Raw genomic sequence first — 13,222 nt, forward strand, 5'->3', positions numbered from 1 at the left:
GGACGGCAGGCCTGTCGCCGTCAGCGTCGGTGCGAGAGTGTCCTGCGCCTCGCGTAGGACAGTCCCATCTGCCGACTTGCCAAGCACTACCGGACCAGCTTCTCGCGAGACCGGCGAACGGCATTTGAACCATCCATCTCTGTGCCTCCGCGGTGAAGATCTCAAATTGAAGGTGCACAATAATGGCCACAGTGCCCGGGTAGCTAAGCGGGATCCCGCCTCGCCTGCGCGTGCGGTGCATCAAGCCTGAGATCAGCTGCAGCACTTTGCGGCCCATCGTCAGGCCACCTCGTTGCGGCTCGTCGCATCATCCGCCGTACGGAGATGCGCCGCCTTAACAGGGAACCAAGTGAGATTGCGCGCGAAACGCCACACGCGAAGAAGGCCTGCTGCGGCGGCACACATGACAGGGCAACTGGCAATTCGCGGTGGTCCAGAGCAATTCAAGCTGTGGCTTGCCCCCCGATTGCGGCCCTGACTGCGATCTTGGGCGGAGCCGTATCCCATCTTCTGCATGGCATTTCCCATGCGATGCGCGCAGGCCCGGAGGCCGGCCGTGCTGGCACCTTTGTTGGCAGCGCGGCCTGTGCTGGCTGCCGCGCGGACGAGGTGGAGCTGTGGCGCACCTCGCAGCACGCGCGCGCCATGCAGCATGCAAGCGACCGAACCGTGCTCGGCGACTTCAACGACGCGCGCCTCGAGCACTTTGGGAAGCAGCACGAGGACGCGCTCGGTGATCTGCGCCGCGCTGCCGAGCTTGCCCCTGACCAGCTCCGCTATGCCTATGTCTATGCCGTGGGCCTGCATTCCGCCGGGCAGGCCAGTGAGGCGTTAGCGGTCCTGAAGGACACCCTGTCACGCCACCCGAACAATCGCGCCACGCTGTCGGACTTGATCAACGTCAGCCGTAACGCTGGAGATTTCGCGATTGCGCTCGCCTACGCCGGACAACGGGCACGCGTGACACCGGCTGATCCCCGGCTGAGCGCCCTCATCGAGAGCTTGCGGCGCAATGGCGACGGGCCGGATGCACGGCGACGTGCCAGGATTCGCGGTTCCCGCGGCCGTGTCAGCAGGGGTTGGATACTCGCTGCTTGTGGGTACCGAAAATCCCCTAGCCAGTGTCCCGGGGCCTGCGGAGGCGGGACGCATCCCACAGTCTCGTCCTTATCCATCCGCGGCCGGGCAGAACTATGAAATTCAAATTGTGATGTGCAGACGCGGCTTCCGTTCCGCCCGTGTTGCGCGGAGTAGCCTAGGCCGGGCCGTAACTCATTGTAAAAACACTACCCGTGTTGCAGCGCGTCGCAATCCTTAGCGAACACGTTTCCGGCAACGAAAAACCCGTTAAGTCACTGACCTAGCGGGCTAAATTCGGTGGCTGGGGGACCTGGATTCGAACCAGGACTAGAGGAGTCAGAGTCCACCGTTCTACCGTTAAACTATCCCCCAATCAGGCGAGACTTCCGGCCCATGTGAAACACAGAAGGCCGATCTCTCTCCGCGCCGCAGCAGGCGGCCCGGGCGTGGGCGGTCAGATATGCGGAATGCTTCGACAGGTCAACCGCCCTTCTACGGTTGACGCGGCATCAGCTGCGGCCGTAACCGTGGCGACACGGCACGGCTGGGAAGGGTGGCCGAGTGGTTTAAGGCAGCGGTCTTGAAAACCGCCGTGGGGGCAACTCCACCGTGGGTTCGAATCCCACCCCTTCCGCCAGCGCCCTTTGTTTAGAAAGGGGAATCTGAATCGGGCGGCTCTTGACGCCACCGGTGAATGGCAACCGATGGCCACCAACCCGACCGTCTCCGTGCTGCTCAAGGCTGCCGAGGCCATCAACAGAAAATCGATGCTGCAATCCAAGCGGTGCTCGCTGACGGCGCCACCGGATCGCGTCTGCTCGCGAAAGGTTGGATGTGCGACCTGTTGGAGACGATCCGCACGAACGCCCGCACAGCTGAGGCGCTCGAGACCGATAAGGCGGCTTCGCAGCGCAATAGGGTTCGCACCACGCTCCTACTGGCACATCCGGTGAAAAGATGAGCGGGCGCTCCACCATACCCGCCGACCCCAAGCACTGGTTCTACGACAATCGGATCTTGGTCGGCGGCTTCTGCCTCCTGCTGGTCATTGCGATCTTCTGGCAGGTGAGCCTGTTCGAGGGCTTCCAGCCGGTTTTCACCTGCGCACGCGCCCAAGACGTTGATCGCTTGCTGCTGTCCTCCGGAATGAGGGCGTGTATGGGCAACGCGAACTCTCAGGCAGCCCGAGAGCGCTGCATGCGCACGGTCTACGTGCTGGCTTGCATGGATGAGAGATGGCGTTGAGGTCGCTACGGAGCGGCGCTCGGTCGCGCCACGACGTCCGACCGTGCATGCTAGCCCCCAGATCACGCCCTCACCAGGCTCGTCGACGCCGAACGAAACGCCGGCAGGTCTAGGTTGCAGAAGGCGAGGCGCGCGACGTCGCCCTCGAGCATCACGCGCTTGCGGCTTATCTGACCGTCGAGCACCGCCGCCACGATGCTGACGGCCGAGCTTGAGGCTGCGGTCGACGCGGGCGGGGTCGCAACCGTAGATGCTGGCGCCCTCCATAGATGGGCCGGCGACGCGCCATAGGACGGTGACGGGCGGGTTCGGCACGAGCCAGCGCGGCAGCTCCCGCGCGCCCTCTAGGAAGTCGACGACCGGAGAGGGGCAGCCGGCGTACGGGCCTTCCCGCTCACCGGCACGCCGACGGTTCAGCCCTCCGAACGAGCAGTGCGTTGATCCGCTTGAGATGCACCCGCGGCTTCGCCATGTTAGAACAAAAGCGGAACAAAGCCGATGCGCGGGTCGATGCAATGCGCGGGCAAGGTGCTACTTCCGCGTCGGAGGGCTCATGTGAACTGGTCTCGAAAACGCCAATCGCGGCGCGGTCTTAGAAGGCAGGCGCGGACGGTGAAGAACCTTCCGCCGAACCGGGTCGAACGAGGCATGGCAGTGACGATGAAAATGGAATTCGTGGTGCAACCGTTCGAGGTACACCGGAAGCAGCTGCTCCCGGCCCGGTGGGAGCCGGCGCAGATACAGCGGGGGGCGGTCAAGAAGGTCGAGAACTTGGAGGAGCGGATGCCCGGCGCGGCCGTGTCGAAGGCATTGGCCGACGATGAGGCCGGCGTGCTCGAGGGCGCGACGATCCTCGCCGGCTGGAGCGAGAGACCGGACGACTTTGTCGAGAGCCTGCAGGGTGCGTAGGCCAGAATTCACCATCGCGTGGAGGAGGTGAGATGTCTGCCGTTCGGCGGGTCGGGAACTTCTTGCAGGTGCAGGATGGCGACGGCTGTCGGCACCTTCTACGTGTGACCAGCGTTCAGGCGCTCAGCGACACGGACCTGATGCGCAACGAGACCTTCATCACGGCAGCGGGGCGCACCATTCGGGTGACGCAGCCGCTCGACGAAATCGTGGAGCTTGTGGCGCCGGGAGAGCGAATTGCGCCCGAGTTGCCGGAAGAGGCTTGGCCGTTTTAGCGGGCCCGCGCCGCGCACTCCGAGTTCGACAGGTCCCATTTATGCTCTGTTCTACTCGGTCGCGCCCTTCATGGGGCCGCCCGTGCAGCATGCGGTGCTCAACGTGACGTTGTAGCCACACAAACGATCACGGTTTCGTGTCATTGCATTTCCGGACACAACCGGAGGGTGGGACTTGGGCCGGCGGCCAAACCCATTCGCACACCGCAATCTGACTTGGCAGTCACTGCAACCGCGCGAGCATCGCTGGCGCGTGCTTGGCCAACGGCCTGTCATTGCATGGCTGACTGGCCTTTCCGGAGCGGGAAAATCCACCATTGCGAGCGAGGTGGATCGTGCGCTGACCCGGGCCGGCCGCGCCACCATGGTCCTGGGCGGCGACAACCTGCGCTACGGCCTCAACAGCGATCTGCGTTTCACCGACCGTGACCGGGCCGAGAATGTCCGCCGTGCAGCTGAAACCGGCAAGCTCATGGCGGATGCCGGTCTTGTTACGATCGTCTCACTCATCTCTCCATCCCGCGCAGAGCGGGAAGCGGCCCGGGCCACCGCAGGCGACATTCCGTTTCTCGAGGTCTTCGTCGACACGCCGCTCAGGATCTGTGAGGCACGCGACCCCAAGGGCCTCTACGGTCGCGCGCGGTCGGGCGCGATCCCGAATTTCACCGGCATCTCGGCTCCCGACGAAGCGCCGCTTCAGCCGGATCTGACACTCGCGACAGCAGGGCAGGCCGTCGCGACCACCGCACGGCCGCTGATCGACGCGTTGATGCGCCTCAGCATGCCGATCGCTCACTCAGTCGATGTGTTACCCACTAACGCGCTTGAGGCCACAATCCCTGGTCTGCGTTGCTAGAACAGATCGAATCATAAAAATATCAGTTCGACGATGGCTGCAAAATTCATATTGCATATTGGCCCGCATAAAACTGGAACGACGTCTATTCAGAAAATGTTGTACTGCGAGTCTAGAGTTGAAGACGCAAAATTCATTTATCCATTCACTAATCACAATGAGACCGGGCAGCACACGTTTGCGCAGATGGCGGGCGAACCGCGGCATCCGGCCTTCAAAGAGATGCTCTTAGACTTGAAACGGGCGGACAAAACGTGCGTACTGTCGAGCGAAGAGCTCTGTTATCTGGGTGAGGGGGCCTTGGCGAGCATTCGAGATGCTCTTCCGCAAGCCGATATTTCCATTGTCTTCTACCAGAGGAATGTCCTGACGTTGCTGCATCCCTGGTGGCAGGAGAAAATAAAACATGGAAGCACGCAGTCGTTCTTAGAGTTCGTACTCGATTGCATCCTGATGCCGCAGCATTTGCATTTGCTCATTCCGGATGTGTTGCTCGGTGCCTGGGCGAAGTATTTCGGTAGGGAGGCCATCCGGATTTTCTTATTTGATCAGATTCCAGACGTGACGATCCAGTTTGCGGCTGACATGCTCGACCTTGATCTCTCCAGCGAAAGTGCGCGTGTTACCAAACGGTCTTACGATTACATCGATTGTGAGCTGATTCGCTTTTGGAATATGCATGGATTCTGGGGCGCTGGCGTCATCCAATCGCCGGACGTTCATCTAATACGCTTTGCGGTCTCTGAATTATCGTCCCGCTTTGTAGGAGAATTTTGCCTCAACTACGAAATCCAGGAGTTCGCTCGCATCGAGCAGCGTCTGCTGTCGTGTTGGAGAGACCGTATCGAGGGCGCCGATGATGTGCAGCTGTTTGCATCGAGGCAGGCATCTTTTTCTTATATCCGATCCGATATGTGGACTGCTCATCCAGATTAGGCTGAGCGCTTGCGCAAATTTGCGAGCGAACGACCAGAATACAGCTCCCGGAGGTAAAACGTTCAGTCCTGCGGCGAGCCAAGACGGCTGACCCGTGGCTGGCGCCGATAGTTCAATCAACGCCGTAAGGGCATGCTCAGTGAGCGGCGCGCGTCGGCGGACCGTCGCAGCGAGGCCCCGGATCGGACTGCCCCATTCCTGACCTTGTCGGTTGCGCTAGACGGAGGTTTGATCGAACAGCACGCGGTGCCCTCGACGCCGCGTGCCAGCGTCCGGTGGATTATCAGGGCGCCGCAATAATCCAAACGCAGGGTCCCCCGTTTTGATAGCCGCCAAACGGCTCGATTGCCGACCAGCCGTGCCGGAATGCGTCGGCGCTGAACTGCTCGCAGACGTGGCGCGTTGGCTGCATGGTCCGATCTTGCCTGGAGCGCCCGATGCTCGCCCGATCCGCGTTGCTGCTCGTCCTTCTCACGTCGAGCGCCCAAGCCGCCGCCTTCGACGACCTGAAAGGCTACCTGGCGTCCTGCCTGCGATTCGAGATGGGCGGCACCGCGGCCCAACGGGGCCTGCCCCTGTCATCCCGAGTCCACGATGCGCTCGATCGCTGCTCCGACGACGTTGCGCGCCTCGAACGGGCGGATGGACGCCGCCTGCGCGGCGATGGTGGTCTCAGTCCGTCGACCAAGGACGTGATCCAGAGTGTCGTGGGCCGCGGCGGCAGTGCCTTCCGCGCCGTCCGGTACTAAGCCCTTCGATCGCATTGCCAGCGGTCCCGGCGAACAAAACGGCTCGCCGCAGCGAACCGGGCGAGCTGAGGTGGGTCTGCTTCGGGGGAATGCAGGAGCGATCCCTTCGCCAGCTTCGCTCTACGGCCGCACGGGTGGCACAGAATGCCAGCCGCGCGTCGCCCGCTGGTCACAACGGCGTTACACTTGCGTGTCCGATGGAGACGAAGATCTCGGCTTGAGTCGACCCGCACGTTGAGTGGTGGCCGATGTCCGAAATACCCGTTCAGCGCGTCGACAGCCCGACATTCGCCAGGATGATTCTACCGAAGACCAGCAGCGCGGCCGAGGCGGTCCCCCAGCCGATCCTGCGCAGATCCCGCACATGCTCGGCGACCACGGCCAGCCCCCTGGCGACCTTCGCCCTTTCCCCGTCCACCGCCTTGCCCGCCCCGAAGCGGACCGGCAGCTCCCGGCCCGATCCGAGCCAATTGCCTCACGCCTGTTGCCGCGGTGGAGTCCAACGCGACTGAATCTCGAAGGCCGACGCGGAGGCGAAGAAACTCTGCATCGCTCCGTAAGGACAAGTTGATGCGCGGTTCGAGGATGGTCCTCCTCTACGGGAGCACCCAAAACAAGCTTCCCGAGAACAATCTCGGACACAAAGCGGTATCGGTCACACTCTCGACGCAATCCGCCTGCTCTCGATGTGGCAAAGCCGAGCTTGCCAGTCGCGCCGGGTACGGGCAATCCCAGCTTAGCAGTACGCGCAACGGTTCTAGACCGGAGCGTCCTCACATCGCGCTGCAGGACATGGGAAGTCCAGAACCATGATAAGCGACGTTGCGAATGCCGATACCAGTGCGGTGGGCGAGACCGCTAAGCTCAACCAGCGTGCACGGCTTCTCGACCGCAGGTCGTTTCTAGTCGGCTCGGCTCTCGGTGTCGGCGCCCTCGGACTTGGCGGTTGTGCGACATCCGACGGCTTGATCCTTGCCGAGGCGGCGAAGATCTATGGGCCGATGCCAGACGAGAAATTTCCGATCCCGGCAGTCGACATCAGCAAGGTCGATCCAAAGTATTATCGCCGGACGGTTCGTTACGAGTCCAAGGAAGCGCCGGGCACGATCATCGTCGATCCCAGCAAATTTTATGTTTACCGTATCGAGGGCGACGGGTCGGCGACCCGCTACGGCGCCAATGTTGGCCGTGACGGATTTTTATGGAACGGTGACGCTTATGTCGGCCGCAAGTCCGAATGGGCGACTTGGACGCCGCCCAAGGAGATGATCCGGCGTCAGCCCGAGGCCGCCAAATATGCCCACGGTATGCCGGGCGGCCTCGACAACCCGCTCGGCGCCCGGACCCTTCATCTTTACAAGAACGGCGCCTATACGCTCTATACGATCTACGCGAGCAGCGATCCCGAATCGATCGGCACGGGTATTACGAGCGGCTGTGTCGGTTTGCTCAGTCAGGACATGATCCACCTATACGCACGAACGCCGGTCAAGACGAAGGTAATCGTCTTGACCGCGTAGGCAAAGTAGCCGTCATCGCTGGCATCATGGCGGTCCAGGAATCGTGTCGGGCCGGACAGTCTGCCGCGGCATGTCAGCAGCGCGCCAGACTCCTATGTGCCCGTCAGGCACTTCTCGACCGGCCAGTCGCACTGCTCCCACATCGGCAGCTTGTTCCACGCCTTGATGAACTCGGCCGTCTTACCGTCCTGCACTCGGAACAGGGGTGCCGTAGCGCTCTCGCGCGGCGTCCTCGATTGCAGACCTGTTGCCAACGAAGAGGTCCATTGCAATCGAGTCCGACTCACCGGACAGCTCACTCAGCAGGTCGGCGAGGATGCGACAGGAAGTGATGACGTCGCTGTTCCGCAGGCGCCAGCACACGAAGTTCCCTGCCTCTTCCTCAATCCGGGGAGGCCTTCTAAATAAGCTTCGAGCGGCTTCGGCGAGTGCCCGAATTCATACGCAGCGGTACAGGTGCATCTTTGAGGGACACTCACGGCAAAGGCGCAAAGTCCGCTCTGCTCCCGGCAGCCTGGTCTTGCACCGGCCGGCTTCAACCATTCAGAGGGACAAAGAAGCAGATCACGTAGTTGTGGTATCGGCAAAGGTGGTAGCGAGCATCGAGGCTGGGACGAGCACGGCCACTCGGAACGAACAATCCCTGTGTTCGGTAGCCGCCCTCGACGACTTCGACGTCCTCAACCGGGGCGCAATCTCTATCGGAACAACACTCCTGCGGATACCAAGAGTGAGCCATGTGATTGAGCGACAGGGCCGTGACGAGTGACAGTCCAAGCATCGGCCTCTCCTATCTCTGGTGCCCCATGCCGCGGCCGCATTAATTACCAAACCTCAGACGCTGGAACTACTATCGCCTGTTCGTCCGCGGCATGGTCCGTCCGGGCATTGGGCGGCTCGCCCGCAGCGCCGACCGCGCCGCCCGAAGCTCGACCCGCATGAGGCTCTCCTGCGCGAGTGGATCGCAGAACGGGAGGTCATTATCCTCGAAGAGATGCGCACCGGCCTTCGCGAGGATCAGATCTGACGGTGGGGTTTGGCACGTGTTTGCGCTGTCTCAAGGCGCGCGATCTCAACCGCTAAAAAGGACCGCCCGGATGTGGGGGCGGCGCGCCAGGCGTGTTTCGAGGCGCAGCCCGATCTCGACCCGGCGCGGCCGGTGTTCATCGACGAGCCATGAACGGCCACCGACATGACCCGCACGCGCGGGCGCTGTGCCCGAGGCGAGTGCCCACGCTCCGCCGTGTCGCAGGGCCGTTGGCAGATTACGACGTTCGTGGCGGGTCTACGCCTGTCCGGGATGGCCGCGCCGTTCGTGCTGGTCGGACCAATCAACCGTAAGACTTTCCAGGCCTACGTCGATCATGTGCTGGTGCCGGAACTCGCCCCTGGAGCCATCGTGGACATGGGCAATCTGGACAGCCACAAGGGAGCAGCCGTGCACGCTGCCATCAAGGCAACCGGAGCCCGGCTGCTCTTCCTCCCGCCCTACAGCCCCGAGTTCAACCCCATCGCGCTCGCCGAGAGTTCCCCTTCGCTCCCGTCAGGGTTTCACATCCGGCCTGGGATCCGGGACGAACCCGTCGCGGTTCGGCATGCGGACGGCCGCCAGAGTGGCCGCATCGAGAACGGCCCCCTCCGGGACGAGCCCGTTCAGGTGAAGGACGTAGCCCGAGACCGCGTAGACATCGTCATCGCTGAGCGATTGTGGGGCGTTCATCGGCATCGCCCGCCGGATGTAGTCAAACAGGGTCGGCGCGTAGGGCCAGAAGCTGCCGACGGTCTTGACCGGCTTCGCCGAGGCGAGCGTACCCTGCCCGCCGACGAGCCGTTCCCCGGTCCCGCCTTCCCCCCGGCCGCCGTGACAGGACGCGCATTGCGCGTCGAACACCGCGCGACCCTGGGCGACGCTGCCGCGACCCGGCGGCAGCTTCCGTCCGTCGCGGTCGATGTCGATGTTCCAGGCGGCGATCTCGGCCTCGGTCGCCGGCCGGCCGATCCCGAAGCGCTCCGCGGCTTGCGCCGCCTCGGCGAGACCGAGCAGGAGGAACGCGGCAGCGAACGCGCGGGTGTTACGCGTAGCCATTGATGACCTCGCCGTCCGCAGCGATGCGCCAGGGCACTACCGCGTTGTTGTGGTAGAAGGATTTGAGGCCACGCACCGTCGTCAGGTCGTCGAAGCTCGGCTGGACGTAGGCGGTCTCGTCGATCGCCCGGCTCGCGATGGTTGTCGGCGTCCCATCCCAGGTCCAGGGCAGGCGAAAACGGGTCAGCGCCCGGGTCAGGACCGGCTCCTGCAGAGCCGCGTCCTGCCAAGTCCGCCCCGCATCGGTCGAGACCTGCACGCCGTGAATCCGCCCGCGCCCGGTCCAGGCGATGCCCGTGATCTCGTGGAAGCCGGGCTCGATCCGCTGTGTCCCGGAGGGCCGCGTGATGATCGATTTCGCCTCCATGACGAAGGTGAATTGCCGCGCGGTGCCGTCGGGCATCAGGTCGGTGTACTTCGATGTCTCCTCGCGGGAATAAGCCGGCTCCGCTGTCACGTTGAGGCGGCGCAGCCACTTCACGCTCATGTTGCCCTCGAAACCGGGTAGGAACACCCGAAGCGGATAGCCCTGCTGCGGGCGTAGCCGCTCACCGTTCTGGCTATAGACCAGCAGGGCGTCGTCGAGGCACTTCGCAATCGGGATGCTGCGGGTCATCGCGGCGGAATCCGCCCCCTCCGCCACGACCCACTTCGCCTCCGGTTTGAGCCCGGCCTCCGCAAGGATCGTCGCGAGCCGGACGCCGGTCCACTCCGCGCAGCTGACCAAGCCGACGAGATCCGACGCAGTCCGACCCTTGATGGCCTCGAATCCCGGATTGCCCGAACATTCGAGGAAGTAGATGTGGGATTCGGACGGAAAGCGGCGGATGTCGTCCAGGGTGAGGATCAGGGGCGTCTCGACGAGGCCGTGGATCATCAGCCGATGCCGGGCGGGGTCGATGTCCGGGATGCCGCCGTGGTGGCGCTCGTAGAACAGGCCGTTGGGCGTGAGGATGCCGTCGAGATCCTGCAGCGGCGTGCGACTCGACGCGGAGGTGTACTGCGTAAGGCCCTTCGGCACGTTGCGGATCACGCCGCCTTCGAAGCGCGAGGGCAGACCGTAGGTCTGGCTGCCGACATCCGCGCCCGGGACCTTCATCCATTCTGGAATGCCCGGGGGCGCCGCTTCCTTCGCTCGCGCGCGTCCCCCCGCCAGGACGCCCGCTGCGGCCGCCGCGCCCTGCATGAGGAAGCGCCGGCGAGCCGGCGGTTCATCATCGTGGCTCATCGCATCGCCCTCCAGCCTCGTCCCGCTAGCCTGACCGAGCCCCGCATCATGCGAGGCACCGTCCGGAGCCAGCCCCAATCGGCGCGGAGAAGCGGTCCGCGGGCCGGGGCAGGCCGAGATTCTCCCGCAGCGTACGCCCTTCGTAGTCCTGCCGGAACAGCCCCCTGCGCTGCAATTCCGGGATCACGGGCGCGGCGAGATCGTCGAGCCCGCCGGGGAGCGTCAGGGGCATGATGTTGAAGCCGCCTGCGCCGGAGGCGTCAAAGCGATCCTGCAGAGCGTCGGCGATCTGCCCGGGCGTCCCGACGATCAACCCAGTGGCCGCGGGCGCTGGCCGCACGCAGTTACAGTTCGCGGCTGGTCAGGCGCTAGCGCCGCGCGACCCGGAGGAAGAGCTCCTGACGGCCCTTGCCGCCGTTGGTCTCCGGCAGCTCGGGCACGGGCGCATCATCCGTATAGGCCGACAGGTCGGCGCCGGTGAGCTGTTCCAGGAGCGAGGGGCCGACGACGGGGTGGATCAACTCCCGCAGGACGGCGAACTTGTCCGGCGCCTCCGCTTCGCTCCGGCCGACCACCGGCAAGGCGCAGGGCATGATCTTGAGGCGGCCCGGGTCAAGGTTGTGGCGGCTCATCCGGCTTTTCACGTCAGCGTAGAATGCCACTGCGTCGTCCTGGGTCTGCTGGACCGTGAAGATCACCTCCGCGGTGCGGGCGGCGAGCGCCTTCGGCCTCCGACGAGCCGGCCTGCACCACCCGCCGGATGCTCCTACGGCGGGCGCGGGATCTTGAGCGAGCCGCAGATCGAACAATGCTCGCCCTCGTGGGAGAGGAGTCGAAGCCTGTCCGGCTCGAAGAAGCGGCCGGGCTGCCGCCAGGCGGCGACGTGGTGGCCGCCGGGACACAGGAAGGCGCCGAGGCGCATACGGCCGTGGCGCGGCATCGTCGCCTCACGACGACCCGACGCGGTACTGCCGCGGCGGCGGCGCGCCTGTGATGGCGAAGGCCCCGACGATCCGGTCCCGGTAGATTCGCGGGTTGTGAGACGTGATCGTTCGGGCGTTGCGCCAGTAGCGGTCGAGGCCGAGGTCCGCCTTCACCGCTGAGGCTCCGAGCGCGTCGAACAACGTCGTCGTCGCCTGCAGCACGAGGTCCGTCACCACACTCACCGCCTGGTGGACCTCGACATCGGCGAGCGTCGTCGCCCGGTCCGCCGCCGGCTCGTCGCCGGCCAGATGCGCCGCGCAGGCCCGCTGAAGCGCTTCGGCGCTCTTCAGCACCACGGCGCCGGCCGCGTAGGCGCTCCCCCGGACCCGGCCCACCACAGCCTGGACCTGCGGATCGTCCGCCGCGCGCCCGGCAGTGCCGTGGCTGTAGACCCGGGTGCGCTCGGCCACCAGCCGCGCCACGTCCTCGGCCGCCGCCCGGCCGATGCCTGCGAGCGTCGCCAGATGCACGAGCTGGAAGAACGCCATGGCGTAGGGAAAGCGGGCCGGATCGGGCTTGATGAGGCCTGGGTCGAGCGCTACGCCGTCGAAGGTCGCGGTGCCGCTGGCGGTCAGCGCCTGCCCGAACCCGTCCCAATCGTCGACGATGGTCACGCCCGGCGCCCGGACCGGCACTGCCGCGGTCACCGCGCGGCCCGCTTCGTCCTCGGCGGAGAGATGGATGTAGTCCGCGAACAGTGAGCCGGTGGTGTAGTATTTCTGGCCATCGACAACGAGCTCGCCGTCCCGGCGCCGGACCACCGTGTCGAATGCGCCGACCTTGGCTGGCCCGATCTCCGAGACGCCGCTGCCGACCGTCTCGCCGGCGCCGATCCGAGCGATCCAGGAGGCACGCCAGTCGATGGAGGATGCGCAGAGCGCGTCCTCGGTGAAGCCGAAATGCGCCCGCAACGCGTTGGTGACGTTCGAATCCGCCTGTGACAGCTCGATCAGGAGCGCGAACAGCTCGGGCAGGCTGGCGCCGTGGCCGCCATCCTCCGGGGCGAGCCGCAGGGTGGTGAATCTGGCCTCACGCAGCCAGCCGATCTCGGCATGGGGTAGGCCGCGCGTGCGATCCCGCTCTACCGCGGTGGCGCGGATCTCGGCGAAGACCGGGCGAAACCGGTCCGCCAGCGTCTCGTAACGCCCGCTCGGGCCCGCGCCCCAGCCCGCATCCGTGTGCGACATGGCTTCGTATTCCCGACTCAGATGATCGCCCCGAGGGGTATGTTCATGGAATCAATGAGTTGTCGTCCAATCTCAAGCTGAATCCGATCGCCATTGACCTTTTAGAAGCCTCGTCTCGCTACGCGCGGTTGGCAAGAACTTTCGTTGTTCAAACGTGTCATGGGTAG

16 protein-coding genes, 2 tRNA genes and 1 pseudogene are annotated in these 13,222 nt (G+C 64.5%); 10 read left to right on the plus strand and 9 right to left on the minus strand.

The features are described 5' to 3' along the window. Nucleotides 1-486 precede the first annotated feature (486 nt). A complete protein-coding gene (locus tag ACYCO6_RS04740; RefSeq protein WP_459769787.1) occupies nucleotides 487-1,197 on the plus strand; it encodes a hypothetical protein in 711 nt (236 codons plus the stop codon). 181 nt (nucleotides 1,198-1,378) lie between these two features. Here the strand turns inward: ACYCO6_RS04740 and ACYCO6_RS04745 are convergent. After that, nucleotides 1,379-1,452: transfer RNA gene (locus ACYCO6_RS04745), tRNA-Gln, on the minus strand. Nucleotides 1,453-1,627: 175 nt separating this feature from the next. On the opposite strand from ACYCO6_RS04745, the gene ACYCO6_RS04750 reads away from it, so the two are divergent. Both ACYCO6_RS04750 and ACYCO6_RS04755 read left to right on the plus strand, forming a co-directional pair. Continuing rightward, nucleotides 1,628-1,717, plus strand: a tRNA-Ser gene (locus ACYCO6_RS04750). 320 nt (nucleotides 1,718-2,037) lie between these two features. Further along, complete coding sequence (locus ACYCO6_RS04755) at nucleotides 2,038-2,325, plus strand: hypothetical protein (protein ID WP_459769789.1); 288 nt, start codon at nucleotides 2,038-2,040, stop codon at nucleotides 2,323-2,325. Between the two features lie 62 nt (nucleotides 2,326-2,387). Here ACYCO6_RS04755 and ACYCO6_RS04760 read toward each other — a convergent pair whose 3' ends face one another. Then, nucleotides 2,388-2,519, minus strand: coding sequence for a hypothetical protein (locus ACYCO6_RS04760; protein WP_459769791.1), 132 nt, complete (start codon nucleotides 2,517-2,519; stop codon nucleotides 2,388-2,390). Nucleotides 2,520-2,973: 454 nt separating this feature from the next. Between ACYCO6_RS04760 and ACYCO6_RS04765 the strand changes: the two genes are divergently transcribed. The 5 genes from ACYCO6_RS04765 to ACYCO6_RS04785 all read left to right on the plus strand — a co-directional run bounded on the left by ACYCO6_RS04765 (nucleotide 2,974) and on the right by ACYCO6_RS04785 (nucleotide 6,050). Further along, nucleotides 2,974-3,234: a hypothetical protein gene (locus ACYCO6_RS04765; RefSeq protein ID WP_459769792.1), complete on the plus strand. Its 261-nt coding sequence runs from the start codon at nucleotides 2,974-2,976 to the stop codon at nucleotides 3,232-3,234. Nucleotides 3,235-3,266: 32 nt separating this feature from the next. Then, a complete protein-coding gene (locus ACYCO6_RS04770; protein ID WP_459769794.1) occupies nucleotides 3,267-3,509 on the plus strand; it encodes a hypothetical protein in 243 nt (80 codons plus the stop codon). A gap of 175 nt (nucleotides 3,510-3,684) precedes the next feature. Beyond that, a complete protein-coding gene (gene cysC, locus ACYCO6_RS04775; RefSeq protein WP_459769796.1) occupies nucleotides 3,685-4,365 on the plus strand; it encodes an adenylyl-sulfate kinase in 681 nt (226 codons plus the stop codon). A 33-nt stretch (nucleotides 4,366-4,398) separates the two neighbouring features. Further along, on the plus strand, nucleotides 4,399-5,301 hold the full coding sequence (locus ACYCO6_RS04780) for a hypothetical protein (protein ID WP_459769797.1): 903 nt from the start codon (nucleotides 4,399-4,401) through the stop codon (nucleotides 5,299-5,301). A 437-nt stretch (nucleotides 5,302-5,738) separates the two neighbouring features. Continuing rightward, entirely contained in the window at nucleotides 5,739-6,050 is a 312-nt protein-coding gene (locus ACYCO6_RS04785; protein WP_459769799.1) for a hypothetical protein, read from the plus strand. Nucleotides 6,051-6,315: 265 nt separating this feature from the next. On the opposite strand, the gene ACYCO6_RS04790 is transcribed toward ACYCO6_RS04785, so the two are convergent. Further along, on the minus strand, nucleotides 6,316-6,468 hold the full coding sequence (locus tag ACYCO6_RS04790; protein WP_459769801.1) for a hypothetical protein: 153 nt from the start codon (nucleotides 6,466-6,468) through the stop codon (nucleotides 6,316-6,318). 391 nt (nucleotides 6,469-6,859) lie between these two features. Here ACYCO6_RS04790 and ACYCO6_RS04795 point away from each other — a divergent pair, with 391 nt between their 5' ends. Continuing rightward, nucleotides 6,860-7,570 carry a L,D-transpeptidase gene (locus ACYCO6_RS04795; protein ID WP_459769804.1) on the plus strand — a complete coding sequence of 237 codons (711 nt, stop codon included), beginning with the start codon at nucleotides 6,860-6,862 and terminating at the stop codon, nucleotides 7,568-7,570. Between the two features lie 880 nt (nucleotides 7,571-8,450). Next, nucleotides 8,451-9,098 (plus strand): annotated as a pseudogene (locus ACYCO6_RS04800) (transposase); the annotation flags it as partial. A 15-nt stretch (nucleotides 9,099-9,113) separates the two neighbouring features. On the opposite strand, the gene ACYCO6_RS04805 reads toward ACYCO6_RS04800, so the two are convergent. From ACYCO6_RS04805 to ACYCO6_RS04830, 6 genes are all read right to left on the minus strand, one after another. After that, a complete protein-coding gene (locus tag ACYCO6_RS04805; protein ID WP_459769806.1) occupies nucleotides 9,114-9,656 on the minus strand; it encodes a c-type cytochrome in 543 nt (180 codons plus the stop codon). Next, nucleotides 9,643-10,884 carry a sulfite dehydrogenase gene (gene soxC, locus ACYCO6_RS04810; RefSeq protein WP_459769808.1) on the minus strand — a complete coding sequence of 414 codons (1,242 nt, stop codon included), beginning with the start codon at nucleotides 10,882-10,884 and terminating at the stop codon, nucleotides 9,643-9,645. Before soxC ends, ACYCO6_RS04805 begins: the two co-directional genes overlap by 14 nt. A 46-nt stretch (nucleotides 10,885-10,930) precedes the next feature. Next, complete coding sequence (locus tag ACYCO6_RS04815; RefSeq protein WP_459769810.1) at nucleotides 10,931-11,224, minus strand: hypothetical protein; 294 nt, start codon at nucleotides 11,222-11,224, stop codon at nucleotides 10,931-10,933. 28 nt (nucleotides 11,225-11,252) lie between these two features. After that, nucleotides 11,253-11,546, minus strand: a complete 294-nt coding sequence (locus ACYCO6_RS04820) for a hypothetical protein (protein WP_459769812.1) — start codon at nucleotides 11,544-11,546, stop codon at nucleotides 11,253-11,255. A 104-nt stretch (nucleotides 11,547-11,650) separates the two neighbouring features. Next, complete coding sequence (locus tag ACYCO6_RS04825) at nucleotides 11,651-11,824, minus strand: hypothetical protein (RefSeq protein ID WP_459769814.1); 174 nt, start codon at nucleotides 11,822-11,824, stop codon at nucleotides 11,651-11,653. 7 nt (nucleotides 11,825-11,831) lie between these two features. Then, nucleotides 11,832-13,055, minus strand: coding sequence for an acyl-CoA dehydrogenase family protein (locus ACYCO6_RS04830; protein WP_459769816.1), 1,224 nt, complete (start codon nucleotides 13,053-13,055; stop codon nucleotides 11,832-11,834). Between the last annotated feature and the right edge of the window lie 167 nt (nucleotides 13,056-13,222).

The sequence above is a fragment of the Methylobacterium sp. CM6257 genome, assembly GCF_054611515.1.